The following is a 19983-nucleotide window of genomic DNA, read 5'->3' on the forward strand; positions in this document are numbered from 1 at the left end:
TTTAATTGAATAAAATAATTGTAGGTAAAAAAGAAAAAATTTCTATAATTAGTTTAGAACTTTTTGATCTTGACGCAAAAGTTGATACTGGAGCAGATTCAAATGCTTTACACTGTGATAATATAAAAATTGATAAAGAAAATAACTTAGTTACATTTTGTCTACTTGACGAAGTACATCCTTCTTATCATGGTAAAACGATGACTTATCCTATATATAAAATGAAAAAAGTAAAGAGTTCAAATGGTCAACTACAAATAAGACCATCAATAAAGGTTGAAGTGGAATTTTTTAACAAAACTTATGAAAGTGTGATTTCATTAACAAATAGACAAGATATGAAATTTCCAATGCTTATTGGAAGAAAGTTTCTAGATGGGAAATGCTTAGTTGATGTGTCAGAAGAATATTTATCAGAACAAACGACAAAAATAAAGGAAGAATCTTGTTAGTTTACGTATTATCTAGAAATGAAAATCTTTATTCAACAAAAAGACTTGTTGAAGCAGGAGTACAAAGAGGTTGGAGAATTGAAGTTATAGATTTTTTAAAATGCTCTATTGAGATTATGAAAGGTGAATTATATATTAATTATAAAGGGAAATCTCTACCAAAGCCAGATGCAATAATCCCTAGAATTGGTGCAAGCAGAACTTTTTATGGAACTGCTATTGTAAGGCACTTTGAGGTTATGGATGTATTTTCAACTTCAGGAAGTTTAGCAATAAATAGAAGTAGAGATAAACTTAGAAGTTTACAAGTTCTTTCAAAAAGAGGTGTAGATATGCCAAAAACTGTATTTGCATCAAATAAATCTAGTGCAAAAGACGTTATTGAATTAAGTGGTGGTGCACCATTAGTTTTAAAAATTTTAGAAGGAACTCAAGGGGTTGGAGTTGTTTTGGTTGATAGCGAAAAAGCGGCTAAATCAGTTCTTGATGCCTTTTATGGAATGGAAGTTAACTTATTAGTTCAAGAGTTTATTGAAGAAGCAGGAGGAGCTGATATTAGAGCGTTTGTTGTTGATGGTGAAGTTGTAGGAGCTATGAAAAGACAAGGTGCAGAGGGCGATTTTAGGTCAAACTTACACCAAGGTGGTACTGCAAAAATTCATAAACTGACAAGAAAAGAAAAATCTACTGCCCTAGCAGCAGCAAAAGCTATGGGATTAGGAGTTTGCGGAGTTGATATGATTCCATCAAAAAGAGGTCCACTTGTTATGGAAGTAAACTCTTCTCCTGGATTAGAGGGTATTGAAAAAGCTACACAACTTGATATTGCCAGTAAAGTTATGGACTACATTGAAAAAAATGTAACAACAAGAAATGAAAACAATGAAATTGTTAAAAAAACAACAAGAAAAGCTAAAAAAGATAATATTGGAGTATAAATATTGGATGATGTACTAATTATTGGTGGAGAAGAGATAAAAAAAGGTGAAAACAAAAATATTGATATTGAATTACCTAGTTTATATAATACCCCATCAACTTTGAGAGTTAATGTCATCAGAGGAAGAAGAAGTGGACCTACAGTTTTTGTAAGTGCTGCTATCCATGGTGATGAAATTAATGGAATTGAAATAATTAGAAGATTAAAAAAACTAAATATCTTAAAAAGATTAAGGGGGACATTAATACTAGTCCCTGTTGTTAATGTTTATGGCTTAGTAACCCTATCAAGATATTTACCTGATAGAAGAGATTTAAATAGATCATTTCCTGGAAATGAGTCGGGTTCACTAGCAGGAAGAATAGCAAGAATATTTTTTAAAGAGATTGTATTAAATTCAGATTTAGGTATTGATTTGCATACAGGAGCAATACATAGATCAAATTTACCACAAGTTAGAACAGATATCAAAAATGAATTTACCTATGATTTAGCAAAAGCTTTTGAAGCACCTGTAGTGTTACACTCTGCGTTAAGGGATGGATCACTAAGATCTCAAGCAATGGAGAAAGGTAAACCCATTTTACTTTATGAGGCAGGAGAAGCACTAAGATTTGATGAAACAAGTATTAGAATTGGTGTAAAAGGTATTGTAAATGTTCTAAGAAAAATGGAAATGCTTGCACAATCAAGTAAAAAAAGTAAAATCAGAATACCTGTAATAGCAAAAAAATCAACTTGGACAAGGGCAACACAAAGTGGTTTATTACGTTCTGTAAAATCATTAGGTGATACAGTTGAAAAAGGTGAGATTATTGCATATATAAATGAACCTTTAGAGGATGAAGGAGATACAGTTATAGCTCCTTTTGATGGAATTATTATTGGAAGAAGTGAACTTCCACTTGTGCAAGAAGGTGATGCAACATTTCATATTGCGCAATTCAATGACCTAGAAAAAGCTGAGAATAAAATAGAATATTTTAGTGAAGAGGTTATTGAAAGAAGTGAGTTTCAAGAACTTAATGAAGAACAAATGATTGAATAGGAAAATTATTGACTCAATTTTATGATATTTTAAAACAGCTACTTAGAGTTCCAAGTGTAGTTGGTGCAGAGCACCCTTTTCTTATATATTTAAAAAGGGAATTGGAAGAACTAGAATTAGAAGTTGAATTTTATGATGGTTTATTAGTTGCAAAAGGTTCAAATCCAGAATCTGGATATTTATCAGCCCATGCTGATAGACATGGACTTATTTGTACAGGGAAAAATGAGTTCCAATATGCTGCATTTTTAGCTAAAAACCAAACAAATATAAAAGAACAATCAATACAAGCAGATGAATTATTAAAAAACTTTACAAAAAGATTTGTGGATGAAAAAGTTCAAGCTTATGAGCCATATAGTGGTAGTTATATGGGAATGGGAACGATTAAAGAAACTTATCTTTGTGAAAGAAGAGAAAATATTATCTTTAAAATAGATGGCTTAAGTCATATTCATCCAGGAACGCCAATTGCATTTATGGATAAACTTTCTATCAAAGAAGATACTATTTATGCTCAATTAGATAATACAATTAGTGTTGCATGTATATTATATCTTTACCAAAAAGGATACCAAGGAACTGCATTTTTTACAGCAAGTGAAGAAGCTGGAATGAGTTGGATTTATCTACTTGATTATTTTAAAAAATATGATTTAAGTACAAATGAACTATTGGTTTTAGATACAAGTCCATATAAAACAAAAGAAGAGATTGACCTTTTAGATATTGTATTAAGAAATAGAGATCAAAATGGATATTTCAAATCTCCCCTAAAACAAAAAATTAAAAGAATAGCTATTGAAAGAGGGATTAAATATCACTATAAAGATGAGTATTTAAAAAGTTTACACAATCAAAATAACCCAAATAATACAAAAGCTAAACTTGGGATTACAGAGCTTGGAAGAATAATAAAAGCCTCTAAAGGAAGTGTACAAGGTACAACCTTACAAATTCCAACAATTGGTTATCATACTTCAAATGAAACAGCTAATAAAAAATCAATCAAATTATTTATTGAAGTACTAAAAAAGGTTTATAATTTATAAACCTCTTTTAGACTTTTTTATTTAAAGTCATTTTCATAAATAAATTCAGATATCTCTTTTAATGTTCTTTTGTCAAAAGCTAGTTCTGGCATAAGTTCATATTTTTCTATTGCATCCATCATCAATGAAGTATTTGCATCTGGTTTTAAAACCCAATTACTCATATACTCTACAAAATCTTTTTTTAGTGGAAAAGCTTCTATATATCTTTGTTTTACCTCTTGAATTGTAGGTGCAGATTTATTTAAATTATCAACACTATGACAAGTTATACAATTACCATTAAAGAGTAATTCATTGTAGTTACAAAAACTACTTGTAAAAATAAGAGTTAATATTAAAAAATATTTCATATCAATCTAAAACTTTAATCCACTCTTGAAAACTTGCATCACTTGGCATTCTCCAATCTGCTCTAGGACTTAAACTAATAGTTCCCACCTTTACACCATCAGGTATTGCATTTCTTTTAAATTGTTGAGTAAAAAACCTTTTTACAAAAATATCAAACCATTTTTTTATCTCTTCTTTTGAATACTCATCAAAAGCTTGAGAGGCTAAAAATAAAATCTTTTCAGGTTTTGCACCATATCTTATAAAATGGTATAAGAAAAAATCATGCAATTCATATGGTCCAATTATAGTTTCTGTTTCTTGTGATATTTTATCACTATCATGGGGTAAAAGTTCAGGTGAAATTGGAGTATTTAAAATGTCAGTTAAAACCTCTTTTATCTCTTGCTTATAAGTAAAATATTCAACTAAATATGAAATTAAAGTTTTAGGAATCCCACTATTAAGTGAGTACATACTCATATGATCTCCATTGTAAGTACACCATCCAAGAGCAATTTCACTTAAATCTCCAGTTCCAATAACGATTCCACCCTCTTTGTTTGCTAAATTCATCAAAATAGATGTTCTAGCCCTTGCTTGAACATTTTCGTATGTAACATCATGGATATCTTTATCATGACCTATTGCTTCAAACTCTTTTAAAGAAACTTCACTAATTGGTATCTCTTTAATTGTTACACCTAAAGCTTCACAGAGTTTTATTGCATTTGATTTTGTTCTACTAGTTGTACCAAAGCCAGGCATAGTAATAGCGATAATACCTTTAACATCAAGATTTAATATCTCAAAAGCTTTATATGTAGCAAGTAGTGCTAAAGTTGAATCTAATCCACCAGAGATACCTATCACAACTTTTTTTGAGTTTATGTGAGTTAATCTTTTGATTAAACCGTGAGCTTGAATATTTGTAATCTCTTCACAAACCTCTTTTTTAATCTTTTCATCACTTGGCACAAAAGGATGTTTATCTATAAATCTATTTAGTTTAGATATTCTAACTGTTGATTCAAATTTTATTATTCTAACATCACTTGGAATACTATCTCCAAAATAAGACTCATGGTTTCGTAACCAAATAAGTTTTTCTAAATCAACATCAGCTCTAATTGTTTGATTTTCCAAACAAAATCTTTGACTTTTAGCTAAAATCGAACCATATTCACAAATTAGGGCATCCCCACTAAAAATAGTATCACTACTTGATTCCCCTACTCCACTTGAACTATAAATATAAGCACAAACTAATCTTGCACTTTGGGTTTTTACTAATTCTTGTCTATATGAAGATTTTCCAACCAGTTCATTTGAAGCTGATAGATTGAAAATCATATTTGCACCATTTATTGCCATTTGATTACTTGGGGGTAAAATTGACCATAAATCTTCACATACTTCTATTCCAAAGGTAATATCATTTTCATCAGAAAATAATAAATCAACCCCAAAAGGAATCTCTTGAGAAAGTAATTTTAATGTCTTTAATTTTAGACGAAGACCCGATTGAAAATATCTTTTTTCATAAAACTCATTTTTATTTGGAAGATAACTTTTTGGAACTATTCCTAAGATTTTTCCATTTTGAATAACTGCCGCACAATTATATAGTCTATGTTCAAATGAAACAACTATTCCCACAATTGCAATAGTTGAAATACCAATAGATTTTTTTACTAATTTTTCTAAAGCATTATTTTGTGATTCAAGTAAGTTTTGATTTAAAAAAAGATCACCTACTGTATATCCTGTAATACATAGTTCAGGGAAAAGTACAATTGAAGTTTCATTTTCTGATTCTTGTTTAAAAATATCAATAATCTCTTCAATATTTTTACCACTGTTTGCAATTTGAACCTTTGGTACACTTGCGGCAATTCTATAAAAACCATACATTTTAATTACTCTTTTTTTTTATTTTATAAATATGATTATAGCCTTTGTTATTTTAATTAACGTAAAAGCGTAGGTTTTAACTTTAAGAAATCATTAATCTTTATTATATATAATATTATTCGAACATTTGTTCGTATAAAGTTAGTGGAAGTTATTTTATTGTACTCCTTAAATTATATTAAGTATATTTCCCATTAACTTTTGATTTTAGGGTTGCTTCTTATAGTTTTCTTGTGGTTATTAAATCTTTTGCAATCCTAATCTCTAAAAGCTAAGGATATAAATGAACAACAATAAGTCTTATCTGATTATTATCTTATCAATACTTTCAGCTATAGCACCTATTTCTATTGCAACTTATCTTCCTTCAATGCCTATAATGGCTGAACACTATAAGGTTAATATCTCTGATATAGAATTAAGTTTATCTATTTTTATGTTTGGATTTTCAATAGGACAAATTTTTGGAGGACCATTTTCAGATGCAAAAGGTAGAAAACTATCTTCACTTGTTGGTCTTTTAGGTTACTCAATTTTCAGTTTTTTAATTACATCTTCAACATCAGTTTATGAATTATGGATATATAGATTTTTCGAAGCATTTTTTGGTGGATTAATTATAGTTAATGCTGCTGCAATTATTAGAGATTTATATTCGGGGAAAGAAGCAGCTAAATATTTCTCAATTTTAGGAAGTTTAAGAACGATAGTACCTATGTTAGCTCCTGCTTTAGGAGCATTAATATTATTTTTCTTTACTTGGGAGAAAATATTTATCTTTTTAGGACTTTATTCAGCATTTGTTGCTTTTTTAATTTTTAAAGATTTCAAAGAAACATATACTTACTCTAAAAAAAATATTATTCAATCATATTTAATCGTCTTATCCAATAAAAAAGCGATGACAATGATGTTTGTACTTGCCCTTGGGTTTTCTAGTATGTTTTCTATTGTCACTAAATCTTCATTTATATACATTGAATACTTAGGCTTAAGTGTAAATCAATTTGCTTTTTTTCAAGGCCTCAATTTTGTATTTTTTATGTTAATCGCTGCACTTAATGTCAAATTTTTAAATTATTTCAAAGCAAAGAAAATACTTCAATTTGCTGTTTTATCACAGATTATACTTGCATTTTTATTTTTAATTTTAAATGATTATATAGGATTTATTTTAGTGATATTTTTTATTGTAAGTTATATCTCAATGAATGGTTTGATTTATGGAAATGCAACAGCACTTATTATGGAAAACTTTCCTCATAATGCAGGAGTAGCTTCTGCTTTAATTGGAGTTTTACAATATGGAACTGCTTCAATTATCTCATCTATAATTGTCAGTTTTCACTCAAATAGCTTAATTTCTGTAGCATTTGGAATGTTGATAATTTCAAGTGTTGCATTTTTAGTACTAAAAAAATATTAAATCAAAGAAAGGATAAAAATGGAATATAGATATATAGGAACAAGTGGACTTAGAGTTACTCCAATTTGTTTAGGAACAATGACCTTTGGAAGAATGGCAACAAAAGAAGAAGCTTTTAAAATCATGGATAAAGCATATGACGCAGGTATTAACTTCTTTGATAATGCAGAGATGTATCCTGTACCTCCAAGGGCTGATTTAGTTGGTTTATCAGAGGAGATTATGGGTGAATGGATGAAAAGTAAACCCAGAGAATCTTTAATTGTAGCAACTAAGGTTGCAGGTGCAGCAAATGGAAGATTTGCAGCTCCTGTTAGGCATGGATTAACTGCTATTGATAGATTTCATATTGAAAGAGGAATTGAGGGAACTTTAAAAAGACTAAAAACTGATTATATTGACCTTTATCAAGTTCACTGGCCAGATACAGTTGTACCATTAGAAGAATCAATGGAAGCCATGGATAGATTAGTTAAAGCTGGAAAAGTTAGATATATAGGAACAAGTAATGACTCAGCATATGGGCTAACAAAAGCAAATGAGATTTCAAAATACAATAAACTAGCTAGATTTCAATCTATTCAAAATAACTTCTCATTAAATGAGCCTAGATTTTTTGATGAATTAGCACATGTTTGTAGAAAAGAAAAAATTTCACTTTTACCATATTCACCACTTGCAGGAGGAGTTTTAACGGGGAAATATCAAGATGGAACTTTACCTAAAGGTTCTAGATTTAATGAATACAAATCTTTAAATATTCCAAGATTAGACGCTATGAGAAATAGATTTATAAATGAAAAAACTCTAAGTACAACTGAAAAATATATGCAAATTGCAAAAGAACACGATATAAATATTACAACTTTAGCTGCGGCTTGGAGTAAACAATGGGATTTTGTAGCTAGTACAATTATTGGGGTTAGAACTGCCGAACAATTAGATGATATTTTACCAGCATTAGAACTTACATTAAGTGATGAGATAATGGACGCTTGTAAAAAAGTACAACAAGAGATTTTATACCCTATGGGATAAACAATAAAAAGGATAGCTTAAAAGCTATCTTTTTTTAATAGTGTTGAAGTAATTTAATAGCTTCAGATGTTTCTTTTGCAGCTTCAATTAAAAGAGGCAATACCTTTTTCTTTAATGTTTCTGTATTTTTGTAACTTAGATGGGAACCTATATTCATCGCCCCAATCATCTTATTTTCTCTATTGTAAATTGGTGCAGCAATAGAAAGAAGACCATCTTCAATCTCTTCTTCAACAATTTGATAACCTTGATTTTTTTCAGCTAATAATTTTTTATATAAAGAATCAGGGTCTTTAATACTCTTTGATGTATATTCTTTGTAAGGTAATTTTAATAGATAATTATAAAGTTCTTTTTCTTCCATATGAGACATAAATAATCTTCCCGTTGCTGTATATGCTGCTGGAAGTCTAGAACCAACATGAATACCCTCATTTAAGATTCTTGTAGCAGGTACTCTCATAATACAAATAACATTTTGTCCATCTAAAATAGAAATAGAACATGATAAGGTACACTCATCAACTACTCTTTTAATATTTTTATATGCAATATCTGTCCATGGTAAAGAAGCAAAATAACTATATCCCAACTCTATTACTTTTGGAGTTAAAGAAAAAAAGTTATCAGTGTGAGAAACATAACCTAAAGATTCTAAAGTTAATAGAAGTCTTCTCGCACTTGCTCTTGTAATATCAACTTTCTTTGCAACATCAGAAAGGGTCATATTTGTATTTTCGTGATCAAAAGCTTTTATCACACTAAGACCTTTAATAAAAGCTGTAACTATCTCTTTATTGTCAATTTCATTTTCTACTTTTGAAGTCATAAGTTTATTTTTTTTCCTTGGCAATTAAAATTCCTCCTGAAATAATAGCTAAAATTCCTATGATTCCCAAATAGCTTGGAAAATCATCACCTAAAATAAGTCCAATAATTAATGAAAATATGATTACTGAATAACCTGTAGCACCTACAATACCTGCTCTAGTAACTCCATATGCCTTAGTCATATATATTTGTCCTACTGATGCGGTAAATCCAATTCCACCAATCAAAATCCATTGAAAAGTGTTTGGTAGTACAAACTCTCCCATCATAAAATCAAAAAATTCACTATGATAATTTATTGATAATAACATAGAAGCCAAGGGAACAATTGAACCTATTCCCATAAAACTTAAAACAATCACTCTGGTATCATAATATTTTCTTAATTCTCTAATACTTGTAAATGCTAAAGCCGCACATACTGCATTTAAAATACCAAATATATGTGATTTTTCAAAAACCATTCCATCTGGATTCATAACCATAAACATACCACTAAATCCTAGTAATATTGCTAGCCACCCTCTTCCTCCAATTTTTTCTTTTAAAAACCACATTGCAAAAATTGCAGTAAAAATAGGAGACATTCTAGAATATGTAACAGCATCTGCTAAAGATATATTTGCAATATTATAGAAAAAACTCAACATAGCAATTAAACCAATAAATGCTCTAAAAAAAAGTAATAAAGGCTTTCCCCCTGTTTGTTTTAAAGGTGATTTGAAAAATGTTAATAATACAATACAAATACCAATAAAATTTCTAAAAAAAACTATCTCAATTGTGGGTAAACTTTCCGCTAAAACTTTAGCCATTGCACTCATTAAAGCTAAACAAATTGAAGATATTAACATAAATAATACGCCTTGATTTATTTGTTTAAGCACTGAGAAACCTTTTATATTTTAGGAATTATATTAATTTTTTACTTAATATGTTATTATTACGCACAATCGTTCGTATTTATAAAAAAGGTTACAAATGGAAATATGGAAAAAAAAATTTACACTAGAAGAGATAAATGAATCTAGTAAAAATACAGCCACTGAAAATTTAGAAATTGTAATTACTAAATTGACAGAAAATAGCTTAGAAGGTCAAATGCCAGTTAATGAAAAAACTTGCCAACCAAAAGGTATTTTACATGGTGGAGCATCGGCTTTAATGATTGAAACATTAGGAAGTTTTGCAGGGTATTTAGCGGCTCCTATTAATGATGGTATTGTTGGAATAGAAATAAATGCAAACCATATTGCAGGTGTAAAAAAAGGAAACTATGTAAGAGGAGTTGCAACACCTTTACACATAGGGAAAACAACACATGTATGGGAAGTTAAAATTTATGAAAATGATACCAATAAACTTTGTTGTGCGGGAAGAATTACTCTTGCTGTGATAAAAGAACAAATATAAGGAGAATTTAATTCTCTTTATACTTTCCTAATATAAAAAAAGAAGCTAAGGTTAAAACTAAAATACTTATTGCTAAAATAAAAAAATCTTCACTTTTAAAACTTAATACAATTGCAGAAACTAAAGAGGCCATTCCAAATTGAAGAACACCTGCAACCGAAGAAGCAACCCCTGCATTTTTTGAAAAAGAGTTCATTGCAAGAGCCAAAGAGTTACCAAAAATAAAACCCATTAGACCAGTATAAATTATTAGATAAATCATTGTTTCTATTAAAGTTATATCTTTATAATTTAATAAAAAAAGTATACAAATAAAAACTTGGATTAAAAGTGTTATTTTCATGATTTTTATAATCTCAAAATGTTTCAATAAAGTAATATTAAATTTTGTAAATACCATTAATGCTACAAAATGAGAACTAAAATATAAAGGGAATAAATCTGTTGAAATATTAAATGATTCAATATAAATAAAAGAAGCTTTTGAAATAAAAACAAATATACCCGAAAAACTTAACCCCAATACAAACATAGAAATCATAGCTTTTTTATTAGATAAAACCAAATAAAATGAATTCAAAATATTTTGTTTTTCATCACTTTTTGTATTATCTAAATATTTTTGAACAATAAACAAAATTATAAGAGGATATACTGTTAAAAATATAAAAACTGCTTCCCATGGGAAGAAATGGATTATAAAAGCACCAATAGCTGGAGCTATTAAAGGAGCTACACTTCTAACTGTACCAATTATTGAAAAGACTTTTGCAGCTTCATTACCTTTAAATTTATCCCTAACAACAGCAGAAGCATTTACTAAAACAATACCCCCACAAAATGCCTCAAAAAATCTATATATCCAGATTTCATAAATTGAATGACTAAATATAATTAAGAAACTAAAAAAAGAAAATCCTATTAAACCATAAATAGAACTACTTCTTCTTCCAAACCTATCTGAAATCACTCCACCAAAAATTTGCCCAACAGATAAACCAATTAAAAAAATAGCTATAGATAATTCTACTTTTTCGATAGATACATTAAAAGAAGATGAAATATCTGGAATAGAGGGGATATATGTATCAATTCCCATTGGACCTAATGAAGCTAAAAGAGCTAATAATATAGCTAAATAGATATGATTAGTTAATTTTTTCAAAATTAAAAACTTTTAGGATTTATAGGAATACCTTTAAATGACTGATTCATTTTCAAAGGATATTCCTATTTTTTTAATCTAATACAACAAGTGCATCAAGGGCAAAAACACCTTCAGCTTTTGCAACTAAAGGATTAATCTCTACTTCAGAAATTCTTTCATTTGATACAATTAAATCAGCAATTTTAGTTACTGTTTGAGCAATTGCTTTAATATCTACAACTTCGGCACCCCTTGCACCTTTTAATAATGCTGCTGATTTTAAAGATGAAATTTCATCAACTATTGCATCAACTCCCAAATCAGGAGTAATTAAACAAACATCTTTTAAAATTTCAATCCAAATTCCACCAAGTCCAACTAAAACAACTGGTCCCCATTGTTCATCTCTTCTTGCACCAATTACAATTTCAGGACCCATTTGAGCCATACCTTCAATTAAAATACCATCTAATTTTATACCTATAGCTTCAATATCTGTCATCATCTTATTAAAAGCAATTTTTAATTCATCATCACTTTTAATATTTAACACAACTCCACCAGCATCAGTTTTATGAGCTAGTTTTGCTGATTGTGCTTTTAAAACCACGGGGTATGATAATTCATTTGCAATTTTTATAGCTTCATTTTCATCTTTTGCTAAAGCACCCTTTGGAATAGGAATATCAAGTTTTGCTAAAATCTCTTTTGACTTATATTCAGGTACATTTCCTGAATCAAGTTGTGAAATCATATCAATTTTGATAATTTCATTTTCCCTTCTTTGTTTAGATTTATTTCTACAAAGTTTGTCAACATTTGATAAGGCTTTTACTGCACTTTCCATTGATTTACCTAATACTACACCATTATCTCGAGCAAGTGTCATAAATTCAGGTTCATAAATATTTGATTCATCTAAAGGTACATAAATAGCAGGTTTTTCTGGATGTTTTTTCATACTATCAATAAAACCATTTAAAAATATACTTTTTGTACCAATATCTTGGTCAGTTGGTAAAACAACTAAGGTAGACCCAATTTTAGGTTCAGTTAATAAAAGGTCTAATCCCTTTCCCACAAGCTCTGGATCTCGTGCAGCTTCAACACCTACATCAAAAGGATTTCTAGCAGGTAAATACTCAGGGATAATCTCTTTTAGTTTTTCTTCAATATCACTTGATAATGCAGCCATAACTAAATTACAATCTTCAAATTGATCAGTTGCAATTGCACAAACTGCACCTGAGTGTGTTAATAAACCAACTTCTCCACTTACAGGTTTTGGAAACCTAAGTAGTAACTCACTCAAAGTGATTAATTCATCTAATGAATTAACCATAGCAACCCCAGCATTAAGAAGTTTTGTTTCCATTAGAGTATAATCACCTGTTAAAGAACCTGTATGTGATTGAGTAATACTTCTTGAAGCTTCACTTCTTCCTGAATGCATTAAAATTACATTTTTATTAACTGCATTTGCTCTTTTAACTGCATTTAGTAGGTTTTGTGGATTTTTAATCTCTTCTGCATAAATTGCAATTGCCCCTGTGTATTCATCTTCAATAAAAAAATCAATTAAATCAGATAACTCAATATCTGCTTGATTTCCAATTGTTACAGAATAACTTGTAGGAACTGCTCTTTTACCTAATGATTGACCAATAAATAAACCAATTCCACCACTTTGAGTAATAATTGCAACCCCTTTTGAACCATTTTTATCAAAAGGAACTTGTTTTGGTAAATCAATCAATACAAGATGAAAATTGTTAACATAATTAAAATAACCAATGCAATTTGGTCCAACTAATCTTATGTTATTTTCATAGGCATATTTACCAATTTTATCTTGTAAAGCGTGACCTTCCTCACCTAATTCTGCAAAACCAGCACTCATACAAACAACGGTTTTAACATCAATAGATTTTAAATCAACTATTGCATCATAAACACTTGCTGCAGGGATTGCTAAAATTCCTAAGTCGATACCTTTTGGTAAATCATTAAGACTTGTCTTAATCTCAATTCCATCAATATCTCCACTATTTCTACCAAGTAAATTTATCTCCCCTTTATAACCATTTAGTTTTAAAGTTTTAATAATATTTCTTGCACTAGAACCAGGTTTTGCAGAGGCTCCTAAGATTACAACTGATTTTGGATTCAATAATGAAGAGATAGATTCAACTGTCTCTTCATTAGTTCTTCTTATTGCTTTATTCAATTTAAAAACCTTGATTCAAAATTAAAATGGATAAGGATGATTACCTAAAGCTTCAACAGTTACCCATTTAAGTTCAGTCATCTCTTCAATAGAGAAGTGCCCACCTTCTCTACCCATACCACTATCTTTAATTCCACCAAATGGGATATGAGCTTCATCCATGATTGTAGGTCCATTAATATGAACCATTCCAGCTTCAATCTCTTCTGATAGTTTTAAAGCATTTCCAATATCATTAGTTACAACTGCTGAACTTAATCCATAATTTGTCATATTTGCAACTTCAACTGCTTCTTCAACAGTTTTAACTTTAATTAGTGCCGCAACAGGACCAAATGCTTCATCATGATAAACTTTCATCTCAGATGTTACATCAGAAATAACAGTTGGCTCATAGAAACATCCTGAATGAGAATTACCACATAACACTTTAGCACCTTTACTAACAGCATCATTTACTAATCCATCAATAAAACTACATTGTGCTTCTTCAATAAGTGGTCCAACAATAGTTGTAGGTAAACTTGGATCAGAAGCTTTGATTCCAGAAATTTTAGCCGCAAATTTTTGAGCAAAGGCATCAAAAATCTCTTCTTGAACAATAATTTTAGAACCAGCCATACAAATTTGACCTTGGTGCATAAAAATAGAAAATGCAGCAGTATCAACAGCATAATCAACATCAGCATCATTTAAAATAATCATTGGAGATTTTCCACCAAGTTCAACTGTAAATTTAGTTAAATTAGCAGCTGCACTTGAAGCAATTAATTTACCAGTTGCAGTTGACCCAGTAAAGGTAATCATCTTAACCCTCTTATCTGTTTGGAAAGTTTCACCTAAAACTGAACTTGAACAAGGGATTACATTAAATACTCCATCAGGAAGTCCAGCTTCTTTAAAAATTTCTCCAAAAATAAGACCTGTAATTGCAGTATTGCTTGAAGGTTTTAATACAAAAGTGTTACCAGCAGCAATTGCAAATGCAAACTTTTTAGAAGATAAAATCATAGGTGCGTTAAAAGGAGCAATTCCAGCAATAACACCTAATGGTCTTCTAACACTATAAGATAACATACCAGTTTCATTTGTAGCATGTGTATATCCAGATACTCTTCTACATTCACCAGCAGCTACTCTAAAGATATCAGCAACTAAACCAATTTCAAACATAGATTTACCAAAAGCAGAACCTGTTTCTGTAATTAGGATTTCTCTAATCTCTTCTGTTCTACTTTCAAAAATATCAGCAGCTTTTAAAAGAATTGCTTCTCTTTGTCTTGGTGTTGTATTTGCCCAAGATTTTGATGCTTTATGAGCGGCATCAATTGCAGACTCAATATCTTCTTTACTAGCCATATGAACTTTTGCAAAAGCCTTTCCAGTAGAAGGAGAGATATCATCAATTATAGTATTTGATGATGAAGGAACATCTTGACCATTAATAAATAGTTTGTATTCTTTTTTCATTTTTATACCTTATTGATTTGCTATAGATTTTTTAACTGCATCAACGATTTTTTGTCCGTCGATACCTTTACCATTCATTTCAGCAACCCATCTTTGAACAGTTTTTTCACCTGCTGCATCAAATTTTGCTGTTTCTTCTTCACTTAAAGTAATAATCTCACCACCAGATTTAACTTGTAATCCTTTTCCAATTGCTTCAAAATCATCTGCTAATTTTGCAAATTTAGCAATTTGTTTTTTTCCAGTAGTTTGAGCTAATACATCTTTTAATTCTTGTGAAAGACTTTCATATTTTTCTTTATTCATTAGTAGTAAAAGAACAGAACCACCAAATCCTCCACCACCTTTGATTTCAGTAGTGTATTTAGTTAATTGTTGAAACTTAAATGCTGGGAAAATTTCCATTGGTAAAGCTGCACCATCAACTGCACCTTTAGATAAAGCTTGAGGAGCCGCAGGTAAAGGCATACCAACTGGCTCAGCACCTAATTCTTGAATATACCAAGCACCAGTTCGAGAAGGAGATCTTAATTTTAATCCTTTAACTGCATCTAATGAGTCAACTTTTTTACTAACTGTACTTAATTGGTATGGACCAGCCATTGCAATAACAAGTGGATGTACATCTGTAAAGTCATCTTTTAATAAATCAAAGTTGTCTTTTGCCGCCATTGCAGTTTTTAAACTTGAGTTTGTATGTACAGTTGGTAATTCTAAAACTTCTGTTCTAGGGAAAACACCTGGAGTATAACCTGCAACTGTATAAACAATATCAGCAACACCATCTCTAGCTTGTTTGTATAATTCATTTGGTTTACCACCCATACTCATTGATGGAAACATTTCAATTTTAATTTTCCCTTGTGATAGTTTTTCAACTTCAGCTGCCCATGGCTCTAAAAGTTTAGCATATGGCGGTGCTTTTGGACTTAAAAAAGTATGCATTGTAAGAACTGTCGCTTTTTCTGCACCCCATAATGAGCTTACTAATAACATTGACCCAGCTAAACCTAGTGTTGCTTTTTTAACTAACTTATTCATAATTGTCTTTCCCTTTTGTAATATATTTACCTACTGATTATAACGTCCCACCATAGCAAATAAATAACATTAATAAGAACTTATTATCTTTCAATATCTTTGTTATAAGCACCTAAACCTGGCTTATAAGTTTTCTCATAAATAAACTGTTTAATTCCTTCTTTTCTACCAGTATTATCAAAATAATTTGCTGCTTCTTGAGCTTTTACTAAATACTCTTCTGCATTTTGATATGTCATTTCAGAAACTTTTCTAACTGCTTGTTTTGTAGCATGTAAAGCAACTGGGTTTTTCTCTTTTAACACATTACAAACTTCGATAACTCTATCTTTAAGTTTGTCTGAATCACAAGCTTCATTTACTAATCCCCATTGAGCAGCTTTTTCACCATCTACATTTTCCCCCATCATTGAATGATACATTGCATCTCTAAAACTTAATAATTCAACAGCAACTTTTGTCGCACCTCCACCTGGTAAAATTCCCCAGTTGATTTCAGATAATCCAAACTGTGCATCTTTTGCAGCAAATGCTAAATCACAAGCGAATAATGGTCCATAAGCACCACCAAAACACCATCCATTTACCATTGCAATTGTTGGTTTATAAAAATCTCTTAGTCTTTTCCACCATCCATAAGCTTCCCTTTGAGATTGTCTAATTGCACCTAAACCTTTTGCTTCATTTTCAACAAAATACTCTTTTAAGTCCATACCAGCACTAAATGCAGTACCCTCACCTGTTAAAACAAGAACAGAAACATCATCTGAATACTCTAACTCATCAAGAATCTCCATCATTCTTCTATTAACAGCTGGACTCATACAATTTCTTTTTTCTGGTCTATTATAAGAAACCCATGCAATTCCATCTACTACTTCGTACTTTACTACGTCTTTTTCACTACTCATATACTTTTCCTTTTATTAAATTTATTTTTTATTTATTTGATTTGCCAATCATGTGCAAATGGTTCTAGCTTAACATCTTTGATTAATGTACTAGTTCCATTTTGTGCATCATCACCTACCTCTTTAAGAAATCTTCTTAAATTTTCAGTAGAAGATAAACCTTTTAATACCTGAATACCCTCAATTTCAACTTTTAGTATTTCAGAATATAAAGCTGCAATTGATTGTTGAGACTTATCTATTTTTGATGCATGTGCACAAAGTGCAAGCATCGCAACAAGAAGTTCAATTTTTTTACCCAATCTATGGATTGGAACCTGTGCACCAGTTTGTTCTAATTGATAATACAAACTCATACCTAGGTAAAGCCATTTACATTTTCGTAGATTTCTTTCTGCATATTGAACATATGGTTTTAAATCTGCTGGAATTTCGTCATATCTAGATTTCATAGATACAGGAACTAATCTTCCTAATAGATGTGGAATCTCCTTTAAACCATTTCCTATAATCCAAGAGATTAATTTATAAAATCCCGGTTTTGCAAGTAATTTTAAAGTTGCCGTTGTACATCTACCTGGATATTTCATAAAAGTTTTTAAATCGATTTTTAAGATTCTTTCATCTTTTTCAACAGGCTCTCCGTTTTTCATGTTAGCTTCTTGTAAAACACTTAACATACTTGCAACATTGTCTTTTGTGAAATTAGAAGTAATATCTTTAATCATACCCATCAAAATCAAGTCATTTTCACCCTCAACAATTCCAAATACATGGATATTTGCTCTAGCTTCTGTAACCCTTGAACTTCTATCAAAACTTCTTCCACCAATAACTCTTTCACAAGAGATTAATGATTCTAAAGCTGAACTTGCTGCAAAAGATTTTGAGATATCTCTTAAACCAGCTAAATCAACTCCATTTTTATCTTGATTCAAAGAAAGGTGAGATAATGCTTGAGATGTTAATGCACCACCTAACATTTTTCCAATTCTTAAACGAGGTAATTCATGTTTGATAATAGGACCACCTACTCCTAATCTTTTAATTGCATAATTAACAGAATCTGATGCCATCATTCTTTGATAACCTGCACACATTGCAGTTAACATACATCTACCCATTCTAAGGCAATAAAATAAAACCTCTACTCCATCAGCTTTGATTTCATTTTCTACTGGAATTGGGAAGTTTGAGAAAGTAATTCTTGTGTTATAAATTGATTTAAAAGCATCAGAATTTGAAGAAACAATATTAAAACTATACTCATCATTTGAAATATCTCCCTCAGGAAGTTCAATGATAAATAAACCAATTTTTTTACCACCTTTTCCAATTCTTGCGGCAATAGCCATTATTCCACCATAAATAGCACTAGTAATATAATGTTTATTTGCAGCTCCTTCGGCAAATAGTCTATAGCAATTATTCTCTTCATCTTTTTCAACATATGCTTGAATTTTTTTAGCATTTACACCAACACCAACTTCAGTTAATGCAAAAGATGTGATTCTTCCCCCAGAAATCATTGGTAAAAATATAGATTTTTGTCTATCATCTCCATACCCAAGTAATGAACTTGAACCAATTGTCAATTGTCCAGATATTTCAACAGCTAGTGCTCCTATACCATTTGCCGCCAATGATTCTTCCATAATTGCTAATTGATTATAGTTTAGACCTAAACCATTATATTCTGCTGGGACAGTAAATCCATAAGCATTTTTCTTAGATACTTCTTCCCTTAAAGTATTTGATAGTTTCCCATCAGCTTCAAAAGCTTGTCCACTTTCTAATAAATTTAATGCAGTTTCTAAAATCTCATCAGCTTCTTTTGTTTTTGCATTTTGCATCTCAACTGAACCAGCTGAGATTTCAGATAAATCTGGTTGTGGACCATAAATTAATCTTTCAACTAAACTTGATTTTGTAACATTTAGTTTTTTCATTGCATCAGACATTGCTGAATCTAAAGCTCCAACATCAGCAGCTTGTAAATGATCACCTGCCGCAGCTAAAGCTTCCGTTGCAGCTGATTGTCCATTTTTCCCCATTCCTCTTCCTTTTCTTTCACATTTCATTTTATATATTGTCAGTTTATCAACAAAAAACTTAAATTTATCTTACTAGTAAAGTACTTTTAAATGAAATGTAAAATATTTTTAAGATACTTATATTTTTTATAGAAGATTAATTTAAGTTTCGCTATTCTTTTGCTATGGATAAAAAAGAATTAGAATTAAGAATCGAAAGGGTTAAAGAAAAAAAACCCGAAATTTACAATGATGTTTTGACTATTGTAGTCCCTTTTTACATGTTTCATAATGATTTAAGGGAAGGTATTACAAAAATACAAGAGACTAAATATAATATTACAAATAGTGAAATTGATGTAATGAGATGTTTATATTTATCAAAAAATGATGATAATACATTAAGTCCAACAAAAATATACAATAAATTGATGTTTACCTCTGGTGCTATTACTAAAGTATTAAAAAAACTTGAAGATAGAGGTTATGTTGTTAGACTTGAAAACAAATTTGATAAAAGAAGTAAACTTGTGAAGTTAACAGAAGAAGGGGCAAAGGTTTGTAAAGCTTGTTTTTCAGATATGCTTGCATATGAAGAGAAAAGATTTTCAAAACTTACAGAAGAAGAAAAAAAGATTTATACAGAATTAACTCAAAAACTTCTTCATTAATCTGTATATATGAATAGGACTTATCCTATTCATACA

At 30.1% G+C, this 19983-nt stretch carries 18 protein-coding genes; 8 read left to right on the top strand and 10 right to left on the bottom strand.

Annotated features, from left to right (window positions below; translation table 11 throughout):
• The first annotated feature begins 5 nt into the window (after nt 1-5).
• The 4 genes from FDK22_RS10355 to FDK22_RS10370 are packed head-to-tail and all read left to right on the top strand — an operon-like array spanning nt 6 to nt 3492.
• Entirely contained in the window at nt 6-452 is a 447-nt protein-coding gene (locus FDK22_RS10355; protein WP_138152890.1) for an ATP-dependent zinc protease family protein, read from the top strand.
• A complete protein-coding gene (gene rimK, locus FDK22_RS10360) occupies nt 446-1390 on the top strand; it encodes a 30S ribosomal protein S6--L-glutamate ligase (RefSeq protein WP_138152891.1) in 945 nt (314 codons plus the stop codon). The genes FDK22_RS10355 and rimK overlap by 7 nt, the downstream gene beginning before the upstream one ends.
• A gap of 3 nt (nt 1391-1393) precedes the next feature.
• A complete protein-coding gene (locus FDK22_RS10365; protein WP_138152892.1) occupies nt 1394-2440 on the top strand; it encodes a succinylglutamate desuccinylase/aspartoacylase family protein in 1047 nt (348 codons plus the stop codon).
• A gap of 8 nt (nt 2441-2448) precedes the next feature.
• On the top strand, nt 2449-3492 hold the full coding sequence (locus FDK22_RS10370; protein ID WP_138152893.1) for a zinc-binding metallopeptidase family protein: 1044 nt from the start codon (nt 2449-2451) through the stop codon (nt 3490-3492).
• Nucleotides 3493-3509: 17 nt separating this feature from the next.
• Here FDK22_RS10370 and FDK22_RS10375 read toward each other — a convergent pair whose 3' ends face one another.
• A complete protein-coding gene (locus FDK22_RS10375) occupies nt 3510-3845 on the bottom strand; it encodes a cytochrome C (RefSeq protein ID WP_171012972.1) in 336 nt (111 codons plus the stop codon).
• Nucleotide 3846: 1 nt separating this feature from the next.
• Complete coding sequence (locus tag FDK22_RS10380; protein WP_138152894.1) at nt 3847-5739, bottom strand: NAD(+) synthase; 1893 nt, start codon at nt 5737-5739, stop codon at nt 3847-3849.
• Nucleotides 5740-6022: 283 nt separating this feature from the next.
• On the opposite strand from FDK22_RS10380, the gene FDK22_RS10385 reads away from it, so the two are divergent.
• Nucleotides 6023-7165, top strand: a complete 1143-nt coding sequence (locus tag FDK22_RS10385; protein ID WP_138152895.1) for a multidrug effflux MFS transporter — start codon at nt 6023-6025, stop codon at nt 7163-7165.
• Between the two features lie 18 nt (nt 7166-7183).
• Nucleotides 7184-8203: an aldo/keto reductase gene (locus FDK22_RS10390; RefSeq protein ID WP_138152896.1), complete on the top strand. Its 1020-nt coding sequence runs from the start codon at nt 7184-7186 to the stop codon at nt 8201-8203.
• A gap of 34 nt (nt 8204-8237) precedes the next feature.
• Here FDK22_RS10390 and FDK22_RS10395 read toward each other — a convergent pair whose 3' ends face one another.
• Both FDK22_RS10395 and FDK22_RS10400 read right to left on the bottom strand, forming a co-directional pair.
• Nucleotides 8238-9056 (bottom strand): IclR family transcriptional regulator domain-containing protein, encoded by an 819-nt coding sequence (locus FDK22_RS10395; RefSeq protein ID WP_138152897.1) that lies wholly within the window; start codon nt 9054-9056, stop codon nt 8238-8240.
• Nucleotides 9037-9888, bottom strand: a complete 852-nt coding sequence (locus FDK22_RS10400) for a DMT family transporter (RefSeq protein ID WP_138152898.1) — start codon at nt 9886-9888, stop codon at nt 9037-9039. Before FDK22_RS10400 ends, FDK22_RS10395 begins: the two co-directional genes overlap by 20 nt.
• A 127-nt stretch (nt 9889-10015) precedes the next feature.
• Here FDK22_RS10400 and FDK22_RS10405 point away from each other — a divergent pair, with 127 nt between their 5' ends.
• Nucleotides 10016-10447: a hotdog fold thioesterase gene (locus FDK22_RS10405; RefSeq protein WP_138152899.1), complete on the top strand. Its 432-nt coding sequence runs from the start codon at nt 10016-10018 to the stop codon at nt 10445-10447.
• Between the two features lie 7 nt (nt 10448-10454).
• On the opposite strand, the gene FDK22_RS10410 is transcribed toward FDK22_RS10405, so the two are convergent.
• The 6 genes from FDK22_RS10410 to FDK22_RS10435 all read right to left on the bottom strand — a co-directional run bounded on the left by FDK22_RS10410 (nt 10455) and on the right by FDK22_RS10435 (nt 19297).
• The gene (locus FDK22_RS10410; RefSeq protein ID WP_138152900.1) at nt 10455-11612 is read right to left on the bottom strand and encodes a Bcr/CflA family efflux MFS transporter; all 1158 of its coding nucleotides are present in this window, start codon (nt 11610-11612) and stop codon (nt 10455-10457) included.
• A 73-nt stretch (nt 11613-11685) separates the two neighbouring features.
• On the bottom strand, nt 11686-13821 hold the full coding sequence (locus FDK22_RS10415) for an acetate--CoA ligase family protein (protein ID WP_138152901.1): 2136 nt from the start codon (nt 13819-13821) through the stop codon (nt 11686-11688).
• A 21-nt stretch (nt 13822-13842) separates the two neighbouring features.
• Nucleotides 13843-15291 (bottom strand): aldehyde dehydrogenase family protein, encoded by a 1449-nt coding sequence (locus tag FDK22_RS10420; RefSeq protein WP_138152902.1) that lies wholly within the window; start codon nt 15289-15291, stop codon nt 13843-13845.
• 9 nt (nt 15292-15300) lie between these two features.
• Entirely contained in the window at nt 15301-16332 is a 1032-nt protein-coding gene (locus tag FDK22_RS10425) for a TRAP transporter substrate-binding protein (protein ID WP_138152903.1), read from the bottom strand.
• Nucleotides 16333-16415: 83 nt separating this feature from the next.
• Nucleotides 16416-17243: a p-hydroxycinnamoyl CoA hydratase/lyase gene (locus FDK22_RS10430; protein WP_138152904.1), complete on the bottom strand. Its 828-nt coding sequence runs from the start codon at nt 17241-17243 to the stop codon at nt 16416-16418.
• Between the two features lie 32 nt (nt 17244-17275).
• Nucleotides 17276-19297 carry an acyl-CoA dehydrogenase family protein gene (locus FDK22_RS10435; protein ID WP_138152905.1) on the bottom strand — a complete coding sequence of 674 codons (2022 nt, stop codon included), beginning with the start codon at nt 19295-19297 and terminating at the stop codon, nt 17276-17278.
• Nucleotides 19298-19461: 164 nt separating this feature from the next.
• On the opposite strand from FDK22_RS10435, the gene FDK22_RS10440 reads away from it, so the two are divergent.
• Complete coding sequence (locus FDK22_RS10440; RefSeq protein ID WP_138152906.1) at nt 19462-19947, top strand: MarR family transcriptional regulator; 486 nt, start codon at nt 19462-19464, stop codon at nt 19945-19947.
• Nucleotides 19948-19983 lie beyond the last annotated feature (36 nt).

It is taken from the genome of Arcobacter arenosus (assembly GCF_005771535.1).
In the GTDB taxonomy this organism is placed as follows: Bacteria; Campylobacterota; Campylobacteria; order Campylobacterales; family Arcobacteraceae; genus Halarcobacter; species Halarcobacter arenosus.

Coding starts and splice junctions, on each gene's coding strand:
- FDK22_RS10430 (WP_138152904.1), bottom strand. CDS start 17,243: ATGAGTAGTGAAAAAGACGTAGTAAAGTACGAAGTAGTAGATGGAATT.
- FDK22_RS10390 (WP_138152896.1), top strand. CDS start 7,184: ATGGAATATAGATATATAGGAACAAGTGGACTTAGAGTTACTCCAATT.
- FDK22_RS10420 (WP_138152902.1), bottom strand. CDS start 15,291: ATGAAAAAAGAATACAAACTATTTATTAATGGTCAAGATGTTCCTTCA.
- FDK22_RS10425 (WP_138152903.1), bottom strand. CDS start 16,332: ATGAATAAGTTAGTTAAAAAAGCAACACTAGGTTTAGCTGGGTCAATG.
- FDK22_RS10380 (WP_138152894.1), bottom strand. CDS start 5,739: ATGTATGGTTTTTATAGAATTGCCGCAAGTGTACCAAAGGTTCAAATT.
- FDK22_RS10385 (WP_138152895.1), top strand. CDS start 6,023: ATGAACAACAATAAGTCTTATCTGATTATTATCTTATCAATACTTTCA.
- FDK22_RS10400 (WP_138152898.1), bottom strand. CDS start 9,888: ATGTTAATATCTTCAATTTGTTTAGCTTTAATGAGTGCAATGGCTAAA.
- FDK22_RS10375 (WP_171012972.1), bottom strand. CDS start 3,845: ATGAAATATTTTTTAATATTAACTCTTATTTTTACAAGTAGTTTTTGT.
- FDK22_RS10435 (WP_138152905.1), bottom strand. CDS start 19,297: ATGGGGAAAAATGGACAATCAGCTGCAACGGAAGCTTTAGCTGCGGCA.
- FDK22_RS10405 (WP_138152899.1), top strand. CDS start 10,016: ATGGAAATATGGAAAAAAAAATTTACACTAGAAGAGATAAATGAATCT.
- FDK22_RS10440 (WP_138152906.1), top strand. CDS start 19,462: ATGGATAAAAAAGAATTAGAATTAAGAATCGAAAGGGTTAAAGAAAAA.